Origin of the sequence: Streptosporangium jomthongense, assembly GCF_042650425.1 — a bacterium.
Classification (GTDB): domain Bacteria; phylum Actinomycetota; class Actinomycetes; order Streptosporangiales; family Streptosporangiaceae; genus Streptosporangium.
Window position 1 is genome coordinate 76,692 of the sequence record NZ_JBHSBC010000049.1, and the last position, 23,584, is coordinate 100,275.

21 protein-coding genes and 1 pseudogene are annotated in these 23,584 nt (G+C 71.9%); 16 read left to right on the plus strand and 6 right to left on the minus strand.

What is annotated here, in order from left to right; genetic code table 11:
* Window positions 1-2 precede the first annotated feature (2 nt).
* Entirely contained in the window at window positions 3-1,400 is a 1,398-nt protein-coding gene (locus tag ACFOYY_RS37175; RefSeq protein WP_386195943.1) for a sigma 54-interacting transcriptional regulator, read from the minus strand.
* Between the two features lie 210 nt (window positions 1,401-1,610).
* On the opposite strand from ACFOYY_RS37175, the gene ACFOYY_RS37180 reads away from it, so the two are divergent.
* Window positions 1,611-2,753: an FIST signal transduction protein gene (locus tag ACFOYY_RS37180; protein ID WP_352013938.1), complete on the plus strand. Its 1,143-nt coding sequence runs from the start codon at window positions 1,611-1,613 to the stop codon at window positions 2,751-2,753.
* Window positions 2,754-3,749 (plus strand): ROK family protein, encoded by a 996-nt coding sequence (locus ACFOYY_RS37185; RefSeq protein ID WP_386195945.1) that lies wholly within the window; start codon window positions 2,754-2,756, stop codon window positions 3,747-3,749.
* A 94-nt stretch (window positions 3,750-3,843) separates the two neighbouring features.
* Here ACFOYY_RS37185 and ACFOYY_RS37190 read toward each other — a convergent pair whose 3' ends face one another.
* The gene (locus tag ACFOYY_RS37190) at window positions 3,844-5,019 is read right to left on the minus strand and encodes an alpha/beta hydrolase family protein (protein ID WP_386195947.1); all 1,176 of its coding nucleotides are present in this window, start codon (window positions 5,017-5,019) and stop codon (window positions 3,844-3,846) included.
* Window positions 5,020-5,169: 150 nt separating this feature from the next.
* Between ACFOYY_RS37190 and ACFOYY_RS37195 the strand changes: the two genes are divergently transcribed.
* From ACFOYY_RS37195 to menC, 9 genes are all read left to right on the plus strand, one after another.
* Complete coding sequence (locus ACFOYY_RS37195) at window positions 5,170-6,702, plus strand: serine hydrolase domain-containing protein (RefSeq protein ID WP_386195949.1); 1,533 nt, start codon at window positions 5,170-5,172, stop codon at window positions 6,700-6,702.
* 209 nt (window positions 6,703-6,911) lie between these two features.
* The gene (locus tag ACFOYY_RS37200; protein WP_386195951.1) at window positions 6,912-8,477 is read left to right on the plus strand and encodes an ABC transporter substrate-binding protein; all 1,566 of its coding nucleotides are present in this window, start codon (window positions 6,912-6,914) and stop codon (window positions 8,475-8,477) included.
* 1 nt (window position 8,478) lies between these two features.
* The gene (locus ACFOYY_RS37205; RefSeq protein ID WP_362776726.1) at window positions 8,479-9,435 is read left to right on the plus strand and encodes an ABC transporter permease; all 957 of its coding nucleotides are present in this window, start codon (window positions 8,479-8,481) and stop codon (window positions 9,433-9,435) included.
* Complete coding sequence (locus tag ACFOYY_RS37210) at window positions 9,432-10,226, plus strand: ABC transporter permease (protein WP_352013864.1); 795 nt, start codon at window positions 9,432-9,434, stop codon at window positions 10,224-10,226. Before ACFOYY_RS37205 ends, ACFOYY_RS37210 begins: the two co-directional genes overlap by 4 nt.
* Window positions 10,223-11,971, plus strand: coding sequence for a dipeptide ABC transporter ATP-binding protein (locus tag ACFOYY_RS37215; protein WP_386195954.1), 1,749 nt, complete (start codon window positions 10,223-10,225; stop codon window positions 11,969-11,971). The genes ACFOYY_RS37210 and ACFOYY_RS37215 overlap by 4 nt, the downstream gene beginning before the upstream one ends.
* A 233-nt stretch (window positions 11,972-12,204) precedes the next feature.
* Window positions 12,205-13,749 carry an N-acyl-D-amino-acid deacylase family protein gene (locus ACFOYY_RS37220; protein WP_386195956.1) on the plus strand — a complete coding sequence of 515 codons (1,545 nt, stop codon included), beginning with the start codon at window positions 12,205-12,207 and terminating at the stop codon, window positions 13,747-13,749.
* Window positions 13,746-15,317 carry a PucR family transcriptional regulator gene (locus tag ACFOYY_RS37225; protein ID WP_386195957.1) on the plus strand — a complete coding sequence of 524 codons (1,572 nt, stop codon included), beginning with the start codon at window positions 13,746-13,748 and terminating at the stop codon, window positions 15,315-15,317. The genes ACFOYY_RS37220 and ACFOYY_RS37225 overlap by 4 nt, the downstream gene beginning before the upstream one ends.
* Before the next feature lie 200 nt (window positions 15,318-15,517).
* Entirely contained in the window at window positions 15,518-16,318 is an 801-nt protein-coding gene (locus ACFOYY_RS37230; RefSeq protein WP_352013860.1) for a GNAT family N-acetyltransferase, read from the plus strand.
* Complete coding sequence (menC, locus tag ACFOYY_RS37235; protein WP_352013859.1) at window positions 16,315-17,421, plus strand: o-succinylbenzoate synthase; 1,107 nt, start codon at window positions 16,315-16,317, stop codon at window positions 17,419-17,421. The genes ACFOYY_RS37230 and menC overlap by 4 nt, the downstream gene beginning before the upstream one ends.
* Window positions 17,422-17,439: 18 nt before the next feature.
* Here the strand turns inward: menC and ACFOYY_RS37240 are convergent, their stop codons facing one another.
* Window positions 17,440-17,973 (minus strand): GNAT family N-acetyltransferase, encoded by a 534-nt coding sequence (locus ACFOYY_RS37240; protein ID WP_386195960.1) that lies wholly within the window; start codon window positions 17,971-17,973, stop codon window positions 17,440-17,442.
* A 76-nt stretch (window positions 17,974-18,049) separates the two neighbouring features.
* Between ACFOYY_RS37240 and ACFOYY_RS37245 the strand changes: the two genes are divergently transcribed.
* The 5 genes from ACFOYY_RS37245 (at window position 18,050) to ACFOYY_RS37265 (ending at window position 21,637) form a co-directional block, all read left to right on the plus strand.
* Window positions 18,050-18,874, plus strand: a complete 825-nt coding sequence (locus tag ACFOYY_RS37245; protein ID WP_362776712.1) for an ABC transporter ATP-binding protein — start codon at window positions 18,050-18,052, stop codon at window positions 18,872-18,874.
* Entirely contained in the window at window positions 18,871-19,695 is an 825-nt protein-coding gene (locus ACFOYY_RS37250; RefSeq protein WP_386195962.1) for an ABC transporter permease, read from the plus strand. Before ACFOYY_RS37245 ends, ACFOYY_RS37250 begins: the two co-directional genes overlap by 4 nt.
* A gap of 9 nt (window positions 19,696-19,704) precedes the next feature.
* Complete coding sequence (locus tag ACFOYY_RS37255) at window positions 19,705-19,944, plus strand: helix-turn-helix transcriptional regulator (protein WP_352013855.1); 240 nt, start codon at window positions 19,705-19,707, stop codon at window positions 19,942-19,944.
* Between the two features lie 14 nt (window positions 19,945-19,958).
* Window positions 19,959-20,495: a hypothetical protein gene (locus ACFOYY_RS37260; RefSeq protein ID WP_352013854.1), complete on the plus strand. Its 537-nt coding sequence runs from the start codon at window positions 19,959-19,961 to the stop codon at window positions 20,493-20,495.
* An 86-nt stretch (window positions 20,496-20,581) separates the two neighbouring features.
* Window positions 20,582-21,637: a hypothetical protein gene (locus ACFOYY_RS37265; protein WP_386195964.1), complete on the plus strand. Its 1,056-nt coding sequence runs from the start codon at window positions 20,582-20,584 to the stop codon at window positions 21,635-21,637.
* Between the two features lie 388 nt (window positions 21,638-22,025).
* Here ACFOYY_RS37265 and ACFOYY_RS37270 read toward each other — a convergent pair whose 3' ends face one another.
* The 3 genes and pseudogenes from ACFOYY_RS37270 to ACFOYY_RS37280 all read right to left on the minus strand — a co-directional run bounded on the left by ACFOYY_RS37270 (window position 22,026) and on the right by ACFOYY_RS37280 (window position 23,569).
* The gene (locus ACFOYY_RS37270) at window positions 22,026-22,241 is read right to left on the minus strand and encodes a DUF397 domain-containing protein (RefSeq protein ID WP_386195966.1); all 216 of its coding nucleotides are present in this window, start codon (window positions 22,239-22,241) and stop codon (window positions 22,026-22,028) included.
* Window positions 22,238-22,875 (minus strand): annotated as a pseudogene (locus tag ACFOYY_RS37275) (DUF5753 domain-containing protein). Before ACFOYY_RS37275 ends, ACFOYY_RS37270 begins: the two are co-directional and overlap by 4 nt.
* A gap of 124 nt (window positions 22,876-22,999) precedes the next feature.
* Window positions 23,000-23,569: a TIGR03086 family metal-binding protein gene (locus tag ACFOYY_RS37280; protein WP_386195968.1), complete on the minus strand. Its 570-nt coding sequence runs from the start codon at window positions 23,567-23,569 to the stop codon at window positions 23,000-23,002.
* Window positions 23,570-23,584 lie beyond the last annotated feature (15 nt).

A 23,584-nucleotide genomic window follows, 5' to 3' on the forward strand; every position in this document is an offset into this window, starting at 1 on the left:
CCTCAGGTGCGGTAGACCGTCGTGCCGTCAACCTCGTCCTTGGACAGACGCCGCAGGAGATACAGGCCCTCAAGGGCGAACTCAAGGGCCGCCGCGGCGTGCCCGGGGGACTCGTCGCCGATGCCGAGCCCCGACATGATCTTGGCGAGCCCCGGCACGGGGCCGATCCCGCGCAGCAGGTCCGCGGCGGGGACCATGGCCCCCGACTCCACCTGGGTGCCCTCGGAGAACCGTTCGAGCAGCGGGGCCAGGTCGAGGCCGCCGATGGTGCCTCGGAAGGTCTCCGCGACGGCCCTGCGCAGCAGGTGGGACAGGACCTCGGTCTCCCGGCCCTCCTCGCTGACCTCGAACTCCACCTTGCCCCGCAGGGTGTGCACGATGCCCGGCAGGTCGGCGACCCGGGTCACCGCGCGCTCCTCGCCGGTCAGCGCCGCCCGCCGTACGGCTGAGGCGGCGGCGGTCTCGGCGGCGGCGATGGAGAAACGGGCCGAGACCCCGGAGCGCGCGTCGACCGCGGTCGACTCACGGACCAGGCGGGTGAAGCGGGCGATCACCTCGACCAGGTGGTCGGGCAGGTCGGCTCCCACCTGGTCGAGCGCGGCCTCCTGGCGGATGAGCCGGAGCTCGGTCTCGATGGACAGGGGGTAGTGGGTGCGGATCTCGGCGCCGAAGCGGTCCTTCAGCGGGGTGATGATCCGGCCCCGGTTGGTGTAGTCCTCCGGGTTGGCGCTGGCGATCAGCAGGATGTCCAGCGGCAGGCGCAGGTTGTATCCCCTGACCTGGATGTCACGCTCCTCAAGCACGTTGAGCAGCGAGACCTGGATCCGCTCGGCCAGGTCGGGCAGCTCGTTGACCGAGAAGACACCCCGGTTGCTGCGGGGGACCAGGCCGTAGTGGACGGTCTCCGGATCGCCGAGCGTGCGCCCCTCGGCGATCTTGATGGGGTCGATGTCACCGATCAGGTCGCCGACGGAGGTGTCCGGGGTGGCGAGCTTCTCGCCGTAACGCTCGTCCCTGTGCCGCCAGGCGACCGGAAGCTCCTCGCCCGCCTCGTCGGCGAGCCTGCGGCAGCGGGCGCAGGAGGGGGCGTAGGGGTGGTCGTTGATCTCACAGCCGTCGACGACCGGCGTCCACTCGTCGAGGAGACCGGTCACCGTGCGGATGAGCCGGGTCTTGCCCTGCCCCCGCTCGCCGAGCAGGACCAGGTCGTGCCCGGCCAGCAGGGCTGTCTCCAGGTGTGGCAGGACGGTCTCGTCGAAACCCACGATGCCGGGGAACCTCGGCTGCCCGGCCCGTAGCCGGGCCAGCAGGTTCTCGCGGATCTCGGCCTTTACCGTGCGGTGGACATGGCCGCTCGCGCGAAGATCGCGCAGAGTACGTGGCTCTGGGATTTGAGGCACGAGATTGAGCCTACGTCCCCGAAGCCGAAACCGGGACTGTTATCCCGCTTTCGGATCTTGGACATCGTGTGCCGTCCGGCGCGCGTGCATGTCCTCACAGTGGGGAGAATCGCTGCAAGGCAAGGCTTCGGACAAGAAGGGGAGGTGAGACGAGTGGCGCTGTTGACGAGCTGCTTCTCCGACGGTCTCGCCGTGGGCTCCGACCTGGTCATGGCGGCGGAGACCGCCGTGCGCCAGGCCATCTCCGGCCTGACCGGGCCGCCTCACCTGGTCTGTTTCTTCATCTGCGGCGACGACCCCGACGAGGTCGCCCAGGCGGGGCTGCGCGTCATGCGGATGACACCGGAGGCGGCGGTGATCGGCTGCAGCGCGACGGGCGTGATCGGCGACGGCCGGGGTGTGGAGGTCACCCCCGCGGTGAGCGCCTGGGCCGCGACCCTCGACGGAGCCCGGCTGACGACCTTCGCCCTGGACACCCTCAGGGCCGATGACCGTTTCGTGGTCGTCGGCCTGCCGGAACCCCAGGCCGACGACCACGCGGCCATCCTTTTCGCCGACCCCTACAGCTTTCCGACCGACGGCTTCGTCGAACGTTCCGACGAGGTCCTCGGTGACCTGCCGCTGATCGGCGGCCTGGCCAACGCGCTCAGGGGCAGGGGAGCCGTACGGCTGTTCGCCGACGGCGAGGTCTACACCGAGGGAGCGGTCGGCGTCCTGCTCGGCGGAGCCGTCGATGTCAGGACCGTGGTCAGCCAGGGCTGCCGTCCGATCGGCCCGACGATGGCCGTCACCGGGGTCGAGGACAACCTCCTGCTCGAACTCGCGGGCCAGCCCGCCCTGGCCAGGCTTGAGGAGGTGGTCAGCGCGCTTGACGAGGACGAACGGGAGCTGGTCGCCTCAGGACTGCAGATCGGCGTCGCCATGGACGAGTACGCAGAACGGCACGAGCACGGCGACTTCCTCATCCGGGGGGTGCTCGGCATCGACCCGGAACGGGAGGCCGTCGCCATCGGGGACGTCGTCGAGATCGGCCGTACGGTGCGCTTCCAGGTGCGTGACGCCGCGACCGCCGACGAGGACCTCTACGAGCTGCTCGACGCCCACCGCGAGGAGTTCGGCGGAGTGGACGGCGCGCTGCTGTTCTCCTGCAACGGCAGGGGGTCGGCCATGTTCGGCAGCGCCGACCACGACGCCGTCGCGGTCAGGGAGACCCTCGGCCCGATCGGCGTCGCCGGGTTCTTCGCCGCGGGCGAGGTCGGCCCCGTCGGGGGCCACAACCACGTGCACGGTTTCACCGCCTCCGTCCTGGTCTTCTCCTCACGCCCCGGCGGCGACAGACCGTATGATCGCTAGATGTCCGGATCGGTGCTCGCCGTCGACATCGGCGGGACGAAGTTCGCCGTCGCCCTGGTCGGCAGTGAGGCCGGCGGCGAGGGCGAGGTCCTCAGGACCCGCAGGACGGCGACACCCCCGGGTGGCGACGCCCAGACGCTGTGGAGGACGCTCGACTCCCTGATCGACGCGCTGCTCACGGAACCGGCCGAGGTCGTGGGTGTCGGGGTCGGCTGCGGCGGCCCGATGAACTGGCCGGAGGGCGAGGTCTCGCCGATCAACATGCCCGGCTGGCGTGACTTCCCGCTCAGAGCGCGGCTGGCGGAGCGCTTCCCCGGCGTGCCGGTGCACGTGCACAACGACGCCGTCTGCCTGGCCGTCGCGGAACACTGGCGGGGTGCGGGCCGGGGCAGCGCCAACATGCTCGGCATGGTCGTCTCGACGGGAGTGGGCGGCGGGCTCGTCCTGGACGGCCGGTTGATCAACGGCGGCAGCGGCAACGCCGGGCACGTCGGGCACGTCGTGGTCGAACCCGGCGGGCCGGTCTGCGGGTGCGGGGCCAGGGGCTGCCTTGAGGCCGTCGCGCGGGGCCCGGCCCTGGCCGCCTGGGCGCTGGGACGCGGCTGGCAGCCGGGCGCCGCCGTACGGGAGGCGCCCGGTCAGGGGGAGGCCGTGCCGTACGTGGAGGCGGCGACGGCGAGCGGGCGGCAGCTCGCCCTGGACGCCGCGGCGGGCGACCGGCTGGCACTGGCTGCGATGGAACGGGCGGGACGGGCCCTCGGCCTGGCCGTCGCCGCCGCCGTCAACCTCTGCGACCTCGACCTCGTCACCGTCGGCGGCGGCCTCTCCCAGGCCGGACGCCTGCTGTTCGACCCGCTTGAGGCCGCGCTCGGCGAGCACACCCGGATGGGCTTCGCCCGCCGCGCCAGGGTGGTGCCCGCCGCCCTCGGCCAGGACGCGGGCCTGGTGGGCGCCGCCGCCCTCATCCTCGCCGCCTCCCACTACTGGCCCCGCTAACCGACCTTGAGCTGCTCGTCTCCGAAGTCGGCGATCAACCGGACGGTTGCGACGGTTGTGTCCCCGGTACGGCGGGGCCGTACCGGGGAGGGGGTCAGGGGGTCTTCCAGAGCCTGACCTCGGGGTTCCTGGGGGAGGGGCGGTTGAGCAGGGGGGAGGGGACCCCACGCAGGTGCAGGTCGAAGAAAGCCCGCACGTAGGAACGGGTGATCGGCACCGCCCTGGCGGCGGGGAGCGCACCCGGAGGCGTGCCGAACTGCTCGATCAGCACCGGGTAGTCGGTGAACGACTCGTGCTCGGCGCCGGTGACCGTCGCCCAGCGCTTCCAGCCGGTCAGCCGGGGCCAGTTGTCCCGCCAGGACGTCTCCTCGTCGGGACCGCCGGGAAGGAACGACCCCTCGGTGCCGAACAACATGAACGGCCTGGCCAGACCGCTCTCCGGGAGCGGGACGATGAACGAGCCGTCCATGACGAGGCCCGCGTCGATCCTGGGGTCGTCGACCATGGCCTGGGCCGCGCTGTTGCCGCCGATGGAGTGGCCCGCCATGCCGATCCTCGACGCGTCGATCAGGCCGGGCGGCCCCCACGCGGGACGGGCGCCGGTCAGCCTGCCGATGAGGAAGGACACGTCGGCCGAGCGGATCGCCGGGACGAGGCCGGGGGAGTCCTCGATCTCGCAGGCCGCGCAGGTGACGGTGGTGCCGTCGGGCAGGGTGGTCGCCATCGCCTCGTACGGGTGCCCGACCGTGGCGACCGCGTAGCCCCGGCTGGCCAGCTCCTCACCGAGCGTGGTGAGCGAGGAGCGCGGCAGGCCGAACCCCGGTGAGAGGACCACCAGGGGCAGCCCCGAACGCAAGGGTCGCGCCCCGGTCCTGGCGTTCGTCCTGATCCTGTTCAGCAGGTCCGGCGGGGGGCCCTCGACGCCCAGCCCGGCCAGCAGCAGCGCCGACTCGGCGGGGGTCACGTACCGCGTCCTGACGCCGGTCTTGGCGCGGGCCGGGTAGCGGAGCGTGACCATCAGCTCGCGCCGCCGCCCCGGTTCCCACGGGTCGGCGCGGGAGGAGTCGACCAGGTGCAGGTCGACGGCGCCGACCGGGTGGGGGCCCGTCGGCTTCGGCAGGACGGGGACCGTGAACCGGGCGGCGCTCACCGACGCGTTCACCGACGCGGACACGGACACGGGAGCGGAGGAGGGAGCGGCGTGGGCAGGGGCGGCGACCACGGCCACGGTGACGCAGGCCGCCAGCCCTCTCACGAGAACTTTGATCATTCGACGAACCTAATTCCGGCTTTTCCCGCGGGCGTGGGGCCGCGCGACAAAGGTTGCCGGTCCTGCGTCGTCCCCGGCGCCAAAGCGGTGTCGTCAACTTTGCGTCCACGGCCAAAAGGTTCGCGGCACCGTGTCGTGCATAGTGAAGCCATGGATCTTGAACTGGTAAAACGCGAGGTCGCGGCCCTGGTCGGGCCCGGCGCCCCGGGGCTCGCGGTCGGCGTCTACGCCGACGGAAAGGCTCTGCTCACCACGGCCCAGGGGATGGCCTGCGTCGAGTTCGGCGTCCCGGTCGACGCCCACACCCGCTTCGACATCGCCTCGGTCAGCAAGCAGTTCACCGCCGCGTGCGTCATGCTGCTGGCCAGGGACGGCAGGCTCAGCCTCGACGACGACATCAGGAAGCACATCCCGGACCTGGCGCTGACCGTACCCGTCACGCTGCGGCAGTGCCTGCAGCACACCGGAGGGCTGCCCGAGTGGTACACGCTGCAGGCGTTCACCGGGACGCCGTTCACCGCGCTGACCGAGGAACGGCTGCTCGACGAGGTCCGGGGGATCCGGCACACGGCCTTCCCGCCCGGGACCGACTTCAGCTACTCCAACACCGGCTACGTCCTGGCCGCCGTGGTGGTCCGCACGGTGAGCGGGAGCTCGCTCGCCGAGTTCGCCCGCGAGCGGATCTTCGGTCCGCTCGGCATGGACGACACCCTGTTCAGGGACGACACCACACTGCCGCTGCCCAGGCTGGCGTACGGCTACGGCAACGCGGACGGCGAGCCGAAGCGGGCCGACACCCTGGAGAGCGCGGTCGGTGACGGCGGCGTGGTGACCAGCGTGGCCGACCTGGCCCCCTGGTTCGGCTTCCTGGCCGACGGGCGGGTCCTGGGCGACGACCTGCGGCGGCAGCTGCTCGAACCGACCGTGCTGGCCGACGGCACCGCCCTGCGCTACGCCAGCGGCATCTACCACACACCGATGGCGGGCAGCGCGGGCTACGGGCACGCGGGAGGCGTCCCCGGCTACCTGTCGAACCTGCTGTACCTGCCCGAGGCCGGCTTCGGCGTCGCCGTACTGTCCAACCAGACGGCGGTCGACCCGGTCAGGCTGAGCGAACGCCTGGCCAGGGCGCTGCTGGGCGAGGTGCCCGGGGCACTCTTCGAACCGGCCGAGACGGTGGACCCGGCGGTCGAGGTGCCGGCCGGGCACTGGCACGACCCGGTGGGAGACGCCTTCCTCACGCTCGAAGCCGCGGAGAACGGCCGGGTCAGGCTCGACAGGAGCGGTGACGTCACCGAGTTCGCCCTCGCCAAGGACGGCCGCTGGTACGGCCTCGGCGACGCGGACGGGCTCTGGCTTGAGCGCCGGGACGGCGAGCTGGCGCTGGACAGCGGCCTGGGGGCCCGGCGCCCGATCGTCTACCGGCCGTGTCAGGCGCCGGGCACCGAGCCCATGCCCGGCGGGGCCTACCACAGCGAGGAACTGGACGTCCGCGTCACGGTCAGGGACGGCGTGCTGCGCGCCGGGCGTGAGCTGCGGCTTCCCGTCGAACCCGCCCCGGCGGGGGTGTGGCAGGCGGGGCCGTTCACGTTGCGGCCCGACGGCGACGACCTGCTGATCAGCGGGGGCGGCCTGCGCCGGATGCGCTTCACGGGCGAGCCCGGCGGCGACCTCCGTGGATGAGCCCGGAGACGGCCTTCCCGGATGAGCCCGGAGAGGGCTTTTCCGGGGCGGCCCGGGAGCGCCGGAGGGCGGGCCGAGACGGGGAGCGGGAGCCCATGTTGGCCTGTAGCACGAGGGCGGGACCGAGGGTTTTGGCTGCGGGGTCAGTGAACGCGGGCCGGACGGCTTCTAGCGTCCCACTATCCCGCTCCCCTCCCGAGGTGGTCACCATGAAAACGCCGACCATCAGGGCCGCCGTGGTCGCCCTGCTCCTCCTTCCCGTCGCGGCCTGCGCGGGCTCCCCGCAGAAGGGCGCGACCGGCGCCGACCGCGACACCCTGGTCTGGGCGTCCTCCGCGGCGCCGAACAGCCTGGACATCGCGCACGGCTTCAACAACGCCTCGACCACCATCCAGCTCGCGGTGCTGGACACCATGGTCACCCTCGACGCCAAGGGGGCGCCCGCCCCGGGCCTGGCCACGTCGTGGACCCAGCCGACGCCGGACAGCTACGAGTTCACCCTGCGCAAGGCCGTGACCTTCACCGACGGCTCCCCGCTGACGGCCGACGACGCCGCCTACTCCCTGAGCCGTCACCTGGACCCGGCCGTCGCCTCCCAGGCGGCCAGCTACTTCACCACCGTCAAGAAGGCCGAGGCCGTCGGAACCGACAAGGTCAGGGTCACCCTGACCCGCCCCAACCCGGCCTTCCTGTCGGTGGCGGCCATCGCCTGGCAGGTCGTGCCGCGCAAGCTGGCCGAGGCGCACCCCAGGGACCTGGGCAGTCCCGAGGTCGGCACGGTCGGCACCGGCCCCTTCAAGGTCGTGAAGTTCTCCCTCACCTCGGGCACCGTGCTGGAGCGCAACGAGTCCTACTGGGGGCCGAAGCCCGCGCTGCGCCGGGTCGAGATCAAATCCATCTCCGACGCCGAGACGCTCAGGATGGCCGTCAGGTCGGGGGAGATCGACGCCACCGACGGTCTCAACGCCCGGGACGCCCGCAAGTGGACGAACCTCCCCGGCGTCACCACGAGCTTCTACCCCGGCAACAACATCGCCTACCTGTCGCTGGCCGTCGGCAACGGCCCGCTCAAGGACGTCCACGTACGGCGGGCCATCGCGCACGCCGTGGACCGCCAGGCCCTGACCACCCTGATGACCGGGGGGCACGGCACCACGGCGAGGGCGATGCTGCCGATGCCGCAGATGACCGCCCTCTACGGCGACGACACGCCGAAGTTCCCCGACCACCCGTTCGACCTGGCCGCCGCCAAGGCCGAACTGGCCAAGTCGGCCTACCCGGACGGGTTCACGATGGCGGTGCCGTACTCCTCGGGGTCGGACGGCGCGACCGTCATGCAGGCCGTCGCCGCCGACCTCGCGAAGATCGGCATCAAGCTGACCATGGAGCCGAGCCCCGGCGACAGGTACATCGCCATGCTGATGGACCACAAGGGGCTCGGTGTGCAGTACGTCAACCTCTCCTATGGCACCCCGGAGCCGATCGAGGTCCTGCCCGACATGATCGGTCGCGCCGCGGCGAAACCGCAGGGCTTCAACTTCTCCGGGTACGGCTCCGCCGAACTGGACGCCCGGCTCGACGCCCTGAGCGAGGCCACCGGTCAGGAGCGTCAGGACCAGGTGACCGCCCTGCTCACCGAGATCGGGGAGCAGGTGCCGTACGTCCCGCTGTTCCACATGGACAACGGCATCGCGCTGCGCGACGGGTTCACCGCGCCGGGACTGAGTGTCTGGAACCCCAACTTCTTCGTCGTCATCCGCCCGGCGGGCAAGTGACATGGCCGTCCTCACTCTCGTCGCCCGCCGCCTGGCCGCCGCGCTGGTCCTGCTCGGCGCGCTCTCGGTGATCACCTACGGGCTGCTCGTCGCCTCACCCGGCGGTCCCGAGCAGGTGCTGCTGGGCACCCGCCCCTCGACGCCGGAGACCAGGGCCGCGATCAGGGCCGAGTACCACCTCGACGACCCGTTCCCGCTGCGCTACGCCCGCTGGCTCGGCGACGCCGTACACGGTGACTTCGGCGTCTCCATCTACTCCAGGGAGCCGGTCGCCGACGTCATCGCCGACCGGCTGCCGGTCACCGCGGGCCTGGCGGGCTACGCCCTGCTGATCACCTTCGCCGTCGGCGTCCCGGTCGGGCTGGTGGCCGCGATGGGCCGGGGCGGCCTCCTCGACCAGGGCATCACCCTCGGCTCCCTGGTCCTGCTGGCCGTACCGCCGTTCGCGATGAGCATCCTGCTGCTGTACGGCTTCGCGGTCACCCTCGGCTGGTTCCCCGTCTTCGGCGCGGGCGAGACGTTCGCCGAACGCGTCACCCACCTGACGCTGCCCGCGCTCGCCCTGGCCGCGGCGCAGGGAGCCATGGTGGTACGGCAGATGAGGGCGGCGGCGCTCGACCTGGCAGGGCAGGACTTCCTGACCTTCGCCAGAGCGCGGGGGCTGCCGCGCGCGCGTGTCTGGATCGGTTACGCGCTGCGCAACGCGGCCCTGCCCGTGCTGACCGTCGGCGGCCTGCTGCTGGCGGCGAACCTGACCGGCGCCCTCTTCGTCGAACAGGCCTTCGGCCTGCACGGACTCGGCGCCCTGCTCATCGCCGCCGTCAGCCAGAAGGACATCCCCGTGGTGCAGGCGCTCGTCCTGTTCAGCGGTGCGATCGTGGTCGTGGTCAACCTGCTGATCGACCTGGCCTACCTCGTGGTCGACCCCCGGGTACGGCACGGCGCGGTGGCGCTGTGAGGGGCGTGCTGGCCGGGGTGCTCGGCCTGGCGATCCTCGTCGGGTTGTTCGGCTCCCACCTGGCCCCCTACGACCCGGCGACGCAGGACCTGGCGCTCGGCGCGGCCGGTCCGGACGCGGCCCACTGGCTCGGCACCGACGACCTGGGCAGGGACGTGCTGTCCCGCCTCCTGACCGGGGCCGGGTCCGCGCTGCTGTGGCCCGTCCTCGTCGCGCTCGGCACGACCACGCTGAGCACCTCGCTCGGCCTGTTCGCCGGGTACCGGCTCGGCTGGATCGACGCGCTGATGATGCGGACCGTGGACCTGGCCATCGCGATGCCCGGAATGCTGGTGCTGATCGTGCTGGTCGGCGTGCTCGGCGGCGGGTACGGCTGGTCCGTGCTGGCCATGGCCGTACTGTTCACACCGGGCGACATCCGGGTGATCCGCAGCCTGACGCTCGCCCAGCGCGACCTGGCCTACGCCGAGGCGGCCAGGACCCTGGGGCTGCCGCCCCGGCGCGTCATGTTCCGCCACCTGCTGCCCAACCTCGCCCCCACGGTCGTCTCCAACGCCCTGCTGAGCTTCGTGGCCGCCCTGGTCTCGCTGGCCGGGCTCTCCTTCCTGGGCATCGGCCTGCCCGCGGGCACCCCCGACTGGGGGCTGATGGTCGAGGAGAACCGGGACCTGCTCGACCTCAACCCCTGGGCCTCCGTCGCCCCGGTCGTCCTGATCACCCTGATCGCCACCTCGGCCACCCTGCTGGGCGACCGGCTGTTCGACACCCTCTCCAAGGGAGGCGCCCGATGACCCTCCTCGACGTCACCGGCCTGACCGTCACCGGCCGTCACCTGGTCGTGGACGGCGTCGACCTGACCGTCTCCGCGGGGGAGACCGTCGGGCTGGTCGGCGAGTCGGGCAGCGGCAAGTCGCTGACCGCCAGGGCCGTGGCGGGGCTGCTGCCCAAGGGCATGACCGCGTCCGGCTCGGTCACCCTGTCCGGCCTGCAACTGCTCGGCGCCCGCGAGCGCGTGCTGCGGTCGGTGCGCGGCAGCCGGGTCGCGCTGCTCATGCAGGACCCCTTCGCCATGCTCAACCCGCTGATCACTGCCGGCGCCCACATCGCCGAGTCACTGCCCAGGACCGGGGCGGCGCGCCGGAACCGCGCCCAGCGCGGGGAGGAGGTGACGCGGCGGCTGGCCGAGGTGGGCATCGACGACCCCTCGGTCGCGGGACGCTACCCCTTCCAGCTCTCCGGGGGGATGCGGCAGCGGATCGCCCTCGCCGCGGCCCTGGCCGGTGACCCCGAGCTGCTCATCGCCGACGAGCCCACGACCGCGCTCGACGCGACCACCCAGCACGAGATCCTCATGCTGCTGCGCGAGGTCCAGCGGACGCGCGGGATGGGGGTGCTGCTGATCACCCACGACCTGCGGGTGGCCTTCGAGATGTGCGACCGGGTCGCGGTCATGTACGCGGGCCGGATCGTCGAGAGCGGGCCGGGCTTCGACGTGGCCAAGGTGCCCGCCCACCCCTACACGTCCGGGCTGCTGGCGGCGCTGCCCTCGGTGAGCGTGACGCTGCCCAGGCTTGAGGGCATCCCGGGCGCCGTGCCGTCCGCGGGGGACGTCACCGGGACGTGCGCCTTCGCCGACCGCTGCGCCCAGGCCGAACCCGGGTGCGGGCACGCCCGTCCGCCGCTGCGCGAGGTCACCCCGGGCAGGAGCACCGCCTGCCTGTACGAGGTGCGCCCCCGCCCCCACACCGGATCCCACGCCGGGTCACAGCCCGCCGAGCTCCGCGAGGCCCCGGCGGGCGGCCCGCTGCTCACCATCGACGGCCTGCGCAAACAGTACGGCGGGCACACCGCCCTCGGCGGCGTCTCGCTGACCGTCATGGAGGGCGAGAGCGTCGGCGTCGTCGGCGAGTCGGGTTCGGGCAAGACCACCCTGGCCCGGTGCGTCCTGGGCCTGGCCACCCCCGACGGAGGCCGGGTGGAGCTGGCCGGGCTCGACCTGACCCGGCGCGGGCGGCGGGGAGACCGGGCGCACCGGCTGGTGCAGTGCGTCTTCCAGGACCCCTCGACCTCGCTCAACCCCTCCCTGACCGTGGGCTCGACGCTCACCGAGGCCGCCGCCCAGGGATCACGTAAGGGACGGCTCTCCGTCCCCGAACTGCTCGACCTGGTCGGCCTGCCCGCCTCCTACGCCGAGCGCCGCCCCAGGGCGCTGTCCGGCGGCGAACGGCAGCGCGTGGCCATCGCCAGGGCCCTGGCCGTACGGCCAGCCCTGCTGATCTGCGACGAGCCGGTCGCCTCACTGGACGTCTCGGTCCAGGCCCACGTGCTGGAACTGCTGCGCACGGTGGGCCGCGACCTGGGCACCAGCCTGCTGTTCATCACCCACGACCTGGCCGTGGTCAGACAGATCACCGACAGGACCGTGGTCCTGTTCAAGGGAGAGGTGGTCGAGGAGGGCCGAACCCCCCAGATCCTGGACGCCCCCACCCACCCCTACACCCAGAAACTCCTGGCCTCGGTCCCCCCAACCCCCTAGGCCCCGTTCCAGCCCCGCGCGTGAGGAGTTTGATCTTCGCCTTACCGGCGCCGTGCGTGAGGAGTGTCGGCTTGGGCGCGTCGGTGTCTGGACTGAGGAACGCAGGAGCGAAGCGACGGAGTGACGAGGGAAGACGCCGACCCGAAGCNCCCCGCGCTGCCGAAGGCAGCGCAAAAGACACTGCATACTTTGGTCGCTTGTGGCCGGAGTAGTGAGAAAGGAAACCTTGCATCATGCACGACCTGCTGCTCAGCCATGGAAGCGTTCACGACGGGTTCGGCAGCCCCGCGAAGGACGCCGACGTCGCGATCTCCCAGGGCCGGATCGTCGCCGTCGGCCGTGACCTCGGGCCCGCCAGGCGGGTGATCGACGTCGCGGGGATGGTCGTCGCCCCCGGTTTCGTCGATCCGCACAGTCACTCCGACACCGTGCCCTTCCTCGCCGAACCCCAGCCCTTCAAGCTCCACCAGGGCGTCACCACCGAGATCGTCGGCAACTGCGGCTTCTCCTGCGGGCCGGCGAACCCGGAGACGGCCGGGTTCATGCCCGCCGTACTGGCCGAGCAGGCGTTCACCACGTTCGGCGAGTACCTCGACGCGGCGCGGGCGGCGGGGCCGAGCAACAACCTGGCCGTCATGGTGGGGCACAACACGCTGCGGCTGGCGGCGAGCGGGATGGAGGCGAAGCCGACGGGCGAGGCGCTCGACCGGATGCGCGTCCTGGCGGCCGAGGCGTTCGAGGCGGGCGCCGTCGGGCTGTCCAGCGGCCTTGAGTACGTCCCCGGCGCCTACGCCGGCACCGACGAGCTGGTCGCGCTCGCGCTGGTCGCCCGGCGGTGGAACCTGCCCTACGCCACGCACATGCGCAGCGAGAGCGAGGGCCTGGCCGACGCGCTCGACGAGGCGATCACCGTCGCCACCCGGGCCGGGGTGCGGCTGCAGGTCTCGCACTGCAAGGCGTCGGGCCGGGCCGTACACGGGTCTTCGGCCATGCTGCTGGCCAAGCTCGCCGAGGCGCGCAGGTCGGGCCTGGACGTGCGCGCGGACGTGTATCCGTACCTGGCCTTCTGCACCGGTCTGGTCGCCGTGCTGCCGCCGGTCGCCTGCGAGGGCGGCCAGGAGGCACTGCTGGCCAGGCTCGCCGACCCCCTGACCAGGGCCGCGCTCCGCGCGATGGCCGAGGACCCGGCGACCGGCACCGGGGTCGGCCTGTGGCGTGAGCTGCACCCGGCCGACGTGCAGATCCTCACCCACTCCGACCTCGCCGTCGAGGGCAGGCGCCTTGCCGACCTGCCCGGGGACCCGTGGGAGGCCCTGTGCGACCTGCTTCGGCGGGACCCGCACGCCTCCGGGGTCTTCCACACCATGCACGACGACGACGTGACCGCGATCATGGCGGATCCGCTGGTCTCCATCGGTTCGGACGGCGGGCCCCCGGTCGGCCCCAACCACCCGCGTACGTTCGGCACCTTCCCCACCTTCCTGGGGACCTACGTCAGGGAGCGGAAGGTCGTCCCGATGCCCGAGGCGATCCGCAAGGTCAGCTCGGCCGTCGCCGCCCAGTTCGGGCTGACCGACCGGGGCTGGCTCGGTCCCGGCGCGGTCGCCGACGTCTGCGTCTTCGACCCCGCGACCGTCGGCCACGACGGCACCTACGAGGTCCCCGACGTGCGTCCCCACGGGGTGCGGCACGTGTTCCTCGCCGGGCGGGAGGTGGTCGCCGACGGCGAGTTCACCGGGGGCAGGCATGGAACGGTCCTGCGCCGGGGGATGTCATGACGGCGCGCGGCCGGGTCACGCTCGGTGTGCTGCTGGACAGTCTCGGTCCCGAGATGGTGCGTCCGCTCGCCCTGCCCGGCGGCAGGGAGCCGCTGATCGGCACACCGGTCATCTACGACCCCGAGGAGGCCATGACCGGTCTCGACGGCGCCGTGCTGCTGGTCACCGGGCGCCCGTCCGCCGAGATGCTGGCCCGCGCGGGTGAGGCGGGCGTCGCGGTCGTGGTGGTCAAACCGGGCACGAGCGACCCGGAGTCGCTGGCCGAGGTGGCGGAGGCGGCCGGTACGGCGTTGCTCGCCGCCGCTCCCGACCTGTCCTGGGGGCAGCTCTACACGCTGATCGACGCCCTGCTCGCGGTGGTCGCGCCCGTCGAGTCGCTGGGCGACGCCAGGGCGGCCGACCTGTTCGCGCTGGCCAACCAGGTGGCGGTACGGGTCGGCGGGGCCGTGGCCATCGAGGACCTGGCGATGCGGGTGCTGGCCTACTCGACGGTCGAGGGGCAGCAGATCGACGACCTGCGCAGGGAGGGCATCCTGGGCCGCAGGGTGCCCGAGCACCCGACCAACACCGAGGAGTACGCCGCGGTGCTGCGCGCCGAGGACGCGGTGTGGAGCTACGAACCGCGCGAGTACTACCCCCGGCTGGCCATCGCCATCCGCGCGCACGGTGAGGCGCTCGGCACGATCTGGGCGCTCAGGGCGGAGGAGCCGCTGGCGGCCGACGCCGCGCAGGTGCTCGCGGAGGCGGCCCGCGCCGCCGCCCCCCACCTGGCCAGGATCACCCTGGCCGCGGACGAGGCCCGCAGGCGCCGTGACGAGTGCCTGGGCAACCTGCTGCGCGGCATCGGGCCGGTCAGGGAGCTGGCCACCTCCTTCGGCCTGCTGCCCGACGAGCCGGTCACCGTGGTCACCATCGGGCCGCACGGCCGTACGGCCGACGCCTTCGCGGCCACCCACACCGGCGACCTGCTGCGCACCGCCTACGCGGCCTACCGGATGCGCGCGGCGACGGGGGCGGTCGACGGGCGCGCCCACGCGATCGTCGCCACGGACTCGGTGACGCCGCTGCTGCGCAGGATCACCGCCGACGTCCTGGCCAGGATGCGCGACCGGCTCGGCGGGCAGTGGCGGGCGGGGATCGGCAGGGTGGTCCCGGCGGCCGCGCTGGCGCCGACCAGCGCCCGTCAGGCGGAGGAGGCGTTGCGGGCGGTGTGCGGGCCGTACGCGAGGGCCGAGGTCGGGCACCACGAGGAGTTGTCGGCGGCGCTGTTCCTGATGGACATGGACGCCTCCGTCCGGGCCAAGCCCTCCCTGCACGGCGAGCCGCTCGGGGTGGTCGCCGCGCACGACGCCAGGCACGGCACCCACTACGTGCGCAGCCTGCGGGTGTGGGTGACCGCGCACTACGACGTGCCCAGGGCGGCCGACACGCTGTCCCTGCACCCCAACACCCTGCGCTACCGGCTGCGCAGGATCGGCGAGCTGATCGACCTGGACGACCCGGACACCCGCCTGGTCCTGGCGCTCCAGCTCCGGCTGAGCGGCGCCGCGGGACCGGACGGCTCGTGAGCGGCGTCATCGGGCGGGCAGGTTGTGAGAGAGGCAGGGCGGGCTTCGAGCGGCGCCGCCGGGCCGTACGGGTTCGGGCGACGCCGCGAGGTCGTGCGAGCGCCGGACGGGTGGCGCTGAGCGGGACCACAAATCCGGGCGGGTGAAGTTCGGCGTGTGCGCCAACGCTCCGGAGGCCTTCCGGCAGGATGCTGTCTGCCATGGTCGAACTCCTCGCCTCGGCTCGGGCCGGGGTACGTCTCCTCTCTCTGCACGGCACCGCCGACCTGCAGCGCGCCGACCGGCTGCTCCGTCAGGTCTGGGGGACCAGGCCGGGTGACGATCCGCCCATCTCCCTGGACGTGATGTGCGCGCTGGCGCACGTCGGCGGCTACATCGGCGGCGCCTTCCTCGACGAGGAACTGGTCGGCGCCGCCGTGGGGTTCCTCGCCGCGGACAGGAGCCTGCACTCCCACGTCGCCGGGGTCGCCTCCCGGGCGCGGGGACTCGGCGTCGGCCTGGCGCTCAAGGAACACCAGCGAGCCTGGGCGGCCGAGCGCGGCCTCGTCGCCGTCTCCTGGACCTTCGACCCGCTCGTACGGCGCAACGCCTACTTCAACCTGGTCAAACTCGGCGCGAAGGTCGCCGAGTACCTCCCTGACTTCTACGGCCCGATGAGTGACGGCATCAACGACGGGGACGTCTCCGACCGGCTGTTCGTCACCTGGCCCGTCACCCCGGACCCCGCCCCGGCCACCGAACGGGCGGCAGGGCCGTCCGAGACCGCCGCCGTGACCGTCCTCGACGAGGCGGGGACCGTACGGCCAGGCGGCGGGGCGCCTCTGCTACGCTGCGCGACTCCGCCGGACATCGAGCGGTTGCGCGTGGACGAGCCCGGCGAGGCCAGACACTGGCGGGCCGCGCTGGGCGGGGTGCTCGGCGCGGCGTTCGCCGACGGTTACCGGATCACCGGCTTCACCCGATCCGGGTGGTATCTACTGGCCAGAGGAGGCACGGCGTGAAACTGACAGGTGTGGAGCTGCGTAAGGTCGCGCTGCCGCTGGTGACCCCGTTCAGGACGTCCCTGGGCACCCAGACGGTGCGGGAGGCGCTGCTCGTGCGGGTGGTGACCGACGAGGGCGAGGGCTGGGCGGAGTGCGTGGCCGAGGACGAGCCGAGCTACTGCCCCGAGTACCTTGAGGGCGCCGCGGACGTGATCCGCCGGTTCCTGCTGCCGGTGCTCTTCCCCCTCGACCTGGACCCGGCGGCCGTCGCCCCCGCGTTCGGCCACGTGCGCGCCCACCAGATGGCCAAGTCCGCCGTCGAGACGGCCGTGCTCGACGCCTGGCTGCGCTCCCGGGGCGTCTCCCTGGCCTCCTACCTGGGCGCGGTACGGCACAGCCTGCCCGTCGGCGTCTCGGTCGGCATCGCCGAGAGCATCGACGCGCTGCTCGACACCGTGGACCGGCACCTGGCCGCCGGGTACGCCAGGGTGAAGCTGAAGATCGAACCCGGCTGGGACCTCGAACCCGTCAGGCGGGTCAGGGAGACCTTCGGCTCCGGCGTGATGCTCACCGTGGACGCCAACACCGCCTACGAGGCCGCCGACATCCCCCATCTGACCAGGCTCGACGCCTACGGCCTGGCGATGATCGAGCAGCCCTTCGCCCCCGGCGACCTGCACACCCACGCCCGGTTCGCGGCCAGGTCGAACACCCCGGTCTGCCTGGACGAGAGCATCACCTCGGCGCGTGACGCGGCGGCGGCGATCAGGATGGACGCCTGCTCGATCATCAACATCAAGCCGGGCCGGGTGGGCGGCTACCTGGAGGCGCGGCGCATCCACGACGTGGCCCGCGCCAACGGGCTGCCCGTGTGGTGCGGCGGCATGCTGGAGACCGGTCTCGGCAGGGCCGCCAACCTGGCGCTCGCCGCGCTGCCCGGTTTCACGCTGCCCGGCGACATCTCGGCGACCGCGCGCTACTACGGGCGGGACGTCACGGCGCCGTTCGTGCTGACCGGGGGAGAGATGACCGTGCCCTCGGGGCCGGGGATCGGCATCACCCCCGTCCAGGAGGACCTGGACGCGCTGACCACCGAGACCGAGTGGATCGCCGCCCCCTGACTTCGCGGTGACCGGCGCCTACCAGACGTCACCGTCGCGCCAGTCGCAGGTCAGCGTGCCCGACAGGGTGAGCGGAACCGTCACGGGGAGGACGTGGACCCCCTCGTCCTCCTCCTCGGTGCGTTCGAGGCCGTCCGGGGTGAGCGCGAACGTCTCGCCTCGCCACTGCCGCCAGCCGCGTCCCCGGTAGAAGGGCACGGCCTCGTCGGACGCGCTGAGCGCGCCGAGGTCGTAGGCGCCGTGGACGACCCGTTCCAGCGCGTCCATCAGGGCGGTGCCGTACCCTCCGCGCCGTAGGTCCGCGCGGACCCCGACGGCCTCGACGTAGCCCGCGCGCAGCGCCCTGCCGCCGTGCAGCATCCGCCGCTGGACCACCGAGGCGTGCCCGACCAGCTCGGCTCCCCGCCAGGCCAGGGCGTGCACCCCGCCCAGGGCGTGCTCCCAGTCGTCGTCGCTCAGGTCTCCGTCGAAGACCTCGACGAGCAGTCTCCTGGCGGTTTCGAGGATGGCGGTGTCCAGTTCCGAGGTGTGGGCCGTACGAACGTCGATCATCTCTCCATCCTGGCAGCCGAGATCCGTTCGTAGTAGTGGTTGTTTTTTATGTAGTAGGTGTACTACATTCGAAAGCATGGATGCTGTGATTAGCGTTCGCGGGCTGCGAATGTCGTACGGCCGGAACGAGGTGCTGCGCGGGGTCGACCTTGAGGTGCGACGCGGGGAGACCGTCGCACTGCTCGGGCCGAACGGCGCGGGGAAGACGACCACCGTCGAGATCCTCGAAGGCTTCCGCCTCCCGTCGGCGGGCGAGGTCGAGGTCCTGGGCGTCGATCCCGCGCGGGGTGACGACGCCTGGCGGGCCAGGCTCGGCGTCGTCCTGCAGAACTGGCGGGACCACCCGCGCTGGCGGGTGGGCGAACTGCTCGGCCACGTCGCCGCGCACTACCCGGCGCCGTGGAACACCGGGGAGCTGCTCGACGCCCTCGGCCTGTCCGGGAAGGCCACCGCGAAGGTCGGCCGGCTCTCCGGCGGCCAGCGCCGCAGGCTCGACGTGGCGCTCGGCGTCGTCGGCAGGCCCGACCTGCTCTTCCTCGACGAGCCGACGACCGGCTTCGACCCCGAGGCGCGGCGCGAGTTCCACGACCTGGTCCGCGGGCTCGACACGACCATCCTGCTGACCACCCACGACCTGGCCGAGGCCGAACGGCTCGCGGACCGCATCGCGGTGCTGGTCGAGGGACGCGTCGCCGTCTCCGGCACCCCCGCCGAGCTGGCCGCCGCCGTACGGGCGCCGTCACGGGTGCGCTGGCAGGACGGGTGCGAGCTGACCGACGACCCGTCACGGCTGGCCTGGGAACTCCACCAGAGGTACGGCGGGCCCGTCCCCGACCTGGAGATCCGGCGGCCGACGCTGGAGGAGAGCTACCTGAGCCTGATCGATCGGAGCGCGGCATGAACGGCACACTGGGCCTCGGGATCCGTCGAGGACTGATCGAGCAGGGCACCCTCCTGCGGGACAGGAAGGAGGTGACCGGCCAGCTCGCCGGCGGGGTCGGCGTCTTCCTGCTGCTCACGCTGTGGATAGGCGGCAATCCGGCCGGTGGCGGAGTCGACATGGCCACGTTCATGGCGGTCGGGTTCACGGCGTTCATGGTGTTCTCCACCGGGGTGACGACGCTGCCGATGCTGATCGCGGCCGACTGGGAGGAGGGCGCGCTGCTCCGGCTGCGGGCGCTGCCGCGCGGCATCCCGGTCTACGTGACGGGACGCGCCGTCTCGGTGCTGTGCCAGATCCTGACGCAGGCGACGCTGATGCTGCTGGCGGGCGTGCTCGTCGCGGGCGTCCGGCCCCCCGCGACCCCGCAGGCGTGGCTGACCTTCGGCTGGGCGCTCGTGCTCGGGGCGCTCTCCGTGGTGCCCGTCGGGGCCGCGCTCGGCGCGATGCTGTCCAACCCCAAGAGCGCGGCGCTGGTGCTCGGGCTGCCGTCCATGCTGCTGATGCTGATCTCCGGGGTGATGCTCCCGCTGCGGATGCTGCCCGAGGTGGTCGGCCGGGTCGCCCAGGCCTTCCCGCTCTACTGGCAGGGACACGCCCTGCGGGCCGCGTTCCTGCCGCCGGGTGCCGCGGCGGCCGAACTCGGCGGCGCCTGGCAGCTCGGGACCGCCGCGACGGTGATGGGACTCTGGGCGATCGCCGGTATGGTTCTGGCACCCTGGCTGCTGCGCAAGGTCACCCGCGGGGCGTCCGGGACCCGGCAGGCCGAGCGGCGGATATGAGGCTCCCGAATGTCCAGCGAGATCGTCTACAACCGCATCTCGATGCTGCGCGCCGAACGCGGGATCTCCCGCAAGGACCTGGCGACGGCCCTGGGTGTGCACTACCAGACGGTCGGCTACCTGGAACGCGGCGAGTACAGCCCCAGCCTGTTCCTCGCGCTGCGGATCGCCGAGTACTTCGAGGTGCCGGTGGAGGTCGTGTTCTCACTGACCCCCTTCGCCCGGCTGGGCAGCGGGGGCGGGACATGAGGAAGGAGAGACCGATGCGTCGCTGGATCGACCGTCGAGTCCGCGAACGTGTGGCCCTCATCGAGAACAGCCCGGCCCGCCGTGTCTGGACGGGCAGGCGCAACCGCAGGCGGCTCGTGATCGCCGGGGGCGCGGCCCTGCTGGTGCTCTGGGCGGGCCTGGTGGTCATCGTCAGGCTCGCGCCGAGCGACCTGGCCCGCAACGTCTACCTGTCCATGTTCGCGCTCGCCGTGGCCGTCCTGGTCCCGGTGTACGGCTGGCTCACCCTCGCCACCAAGGGCGTCACCACCATCCCCGCCGAGTATCTCGACGAACGGCAGCGTGGCGAACAGCAGCGCGCCTACACGGGCGCGCACACCCTCACCACGGTCGTGCTGGCCGTACTGGTGGTCCTGGCCGGCCTGTGGAGCACGGGAGGCCGGCTGACCCTGGACGTGCCGACCGCCCTGCTGCTGCCCCTGGCCCTGACCCTGCTCGCCACCCACTACACCCTGCCCCTCCTCCTGGAGGGCTGGCGGCTGCCCGACCCGCCCCCCGACGAGGACGACTGACCGATCGGCTGTGAGCCCTCTCAGCCCGGCTCAGCTTCGCCACAGGACCACCTGTGTAGGTTCCGGAGCCGAACGGGGGTTGGCTCATGACTGACATCGCACATCCATCGTCACCCGATCGGCGGTTGGCGTGGACCGGATACGCGGCCTTCGGCTGGGCGGTGGCCTACGGGGGATTCGGCCTGGTCACGGCGCTGACCGGAACCGCGATCTTCTACCGTGCCGCGCATCCGCTGCCGGTCGGCCTGAACTGGGCCGCCGTGACCGCCGCCGCCCTCGTGGCGGTGACGACGCTGGCCGCGGCGCGGCCCCGGGGCCCGCGGCTTCCCCGGCGGGTCGTTCTCGCCGCCCTGATCGGGCTGTGCGCGCTGGTCGGCGTGGCCGCGTTCGGCCTGCTGATGGACGCGATCACCTTCGTCTTCGGCCAGACCGTCGACAGCTGGACGGGGGCCGCCAACCGGGCGCTCGCCGGGCTCGGTGTGGTGCTGCTCGCCGCCACGGCCCTCTCCTACCGCTCCTCGACCTCCGGCGTCTGCCCGCGGTGCGGTGCCGTACACACCTCCTCGACCGTGTGGAACAGGCCGGAACCCACACCCGCTCCGCGGCGCGTCCGGGCGTCGGCATACGTGGGCGCCGCGGCGTTCCTGCCCTACGCGGTCATGAAGACGACATGGGTGCTCGGCGGGACCTTCGCGGGGGTCACCGGCGAGGAGATGGTGGCGACGCACGAGCGCAACGGCGCCTCGGAGCTGTGGCTCACCCTGGACCGCTGGGGCATCGACCCCACGGCGCTGCTGGTGGCGCTCGGAGTGTTCCTCCTCCTCGGTCTGGTGCGGCCCTGGGGCCAGGTGTTCCCCCGCTGGACGCTCGTCCTGCGGGGGAGACGGGTGCCCCGCTGGCTGCCGCTCACCCCGGCACTGATCGGCGCCGCCACGCTCGCGCCCTACGGGGTGGCCGGAGTCGTCTACGCCACCCTCGGCACGGCGGGAGTGATCACCGTCTCCAGGGGAGACTTCTCCACCGTGGGCGACGCCCTCCTGGTGACCTGGTTCGGCCTGGGCGCCTTCGCCGCGTACGGCCTGGCCCTGGCCCTGGCCGCCTGGTCCTACTGGCGCCGCACCCGGCCGACCTGTGTGGGCTGAGCGTTCCCGATCTGCGGACCTTTGGCGATGAGCGGCGGACCCGCCTGCTCGTATGGGCAGGAGTAGGTGATCGAAGGCCTAAACAGTTTATTCGCGGCCGGTCGTGACCCGGATGGGAGCGGCGGATCAGCCGTAATCGATTTCATGGTTCTGCGCGATCTGGATTAGGGCGGCAGGAGGCTCTAATCCGTGTAAGCATCAGTGGGATAAGACGCGGAGCAGAAAACTCATGGGAGGGAGGTGGGGGATCTTAGTGCCCTGGACACTGCTCTTCGGCAGAGTTTTTGCGACGATGCAAATGCGATGGAGCAAATGCATCGTGCTTGAGAGGCGGAGCCTCTGCCGTAGAGGCAGGGACTCCAAAAAGGGGTTTTTATTCGTCGAGAGATCACGCAGGAGGGAGGTCGAACCCTCCGTGCCTGATGGCTTCGGTGAAAGCGGTCCACTCTGCGGGTGTGAAGGTCAGCGCCGGTCCACCGCGATCCTTGCTGTCCCGGACGGCCACGAGTCCAGGAAGATTGGTGGCGACTTTCACGCACTGGCCGTTGCCCTGACTGCGACTGCTCACGCGCCATTCGGCGCCGGACAGGTCAAGATCCATCATGCCCTGCCCTCCTTCCAGTTCTCTTGGGCTGTGGCCAATATGGCACGTGTTGCATCCGGGCCGGCGGCTACCGCCCGGAGATGCTCGAACAATATGCTGTAGTGCGAAATATCTTGCTCGTCCTCCAAGAATAGATCGCTTGAGCTGCCTTCCATATAGACGACGTCGTGGCCTTCGCCGGGAAAATCAAGCAGTACGAAAGCGCCGTGCATTCCGGGATAGGCTCCGGCGCTTCGGGGGTCACCTGGATGGTGATGTTCGGCTCTTCGGCCGCCTCGCGCAGTTTGGCCAGTTGGTCATGCATCACCTGTCGACCACCGACCTCGCGAAGCAGGGCTGATTCGTCGATCACGGCCCACAGTTTGAGCGGAGTGGGGCGGTCGAGCAGACGTTGTCGCTGCAGTCGGGCGGCGACTCGGGTTTCCACCTCGTCGCGCGACACGTCGGGAACGGTTCCCTTGATCATGGACCGTGCGTAACTTTCGGTCTGCAGCAGGCCGGGGACGGCCAGGATCTCGTAGTTCCTGACTCCTTCGGCTTCGGACTCAAACCCGATATAGGTCGCGTATTGGCTTGGCAGAGATGTCGTCGGCTGGAGCTGGGCGTTGCGTGGCCAGATCGCCTCCGTCCGCACCCCCAGCGGGCACCGTCGCTATCGGGCGGGGGACGTCCGCGTCCTGCTCCAGGGACTGGAGAGTGGAACTCAGGACGGTTCGACCGCCGGACCGTCCACGGCGAGCTGAGGGCGCGTCAGGCTCTCAGGTCGTTTCTGTGACGTCACGGCCGAAGAGGGCCAGCAGGCGGGTCTGGTCGTCGGCGTCGTCGGCCACGGCGCGCTCCGGCCCCAGCATGCCCGCCTCCCGGCCCTGCGGAGCGAAGAGCCTCGCCGTCTCCAGGGCCTGACGCGTGAGGCAGGGGTCAAGGACGACGTCCTGCCCGGTGGCCCGCGCCAGGTCCCAGGTGTGCACGAGCAGTTCCAGTGGATACTGTTCGAGCCACTGGCCCAGCGTCACCTCCAGGTCCAGGGCAAGTGGGATCCGGCGAGCCAGCGCCTCAGGCTCCAGCGCGGCCGTCATGTCGGCGCGTACGGCCCGCCACGTCGCCACCGGATCCGGGCCCGCGACCTCCCGCCAGTCGGGGTCGGCCTCGAGGAGCGCCTGGCCGACGGCACGGGCCTTGACCACCGACAGTCCGGCGATGACATGACCGGCCACATCGACGGCGCGCCAGCCCTCACACGGGGAGGGCGAGTCCCACCGGCCGGAAGGCACGGCGGCCAGCACCGTCTCGAACCCGTCAAGAGCGCGAACGAAACCCTCGGGAACCACGAACGGACCACCTTT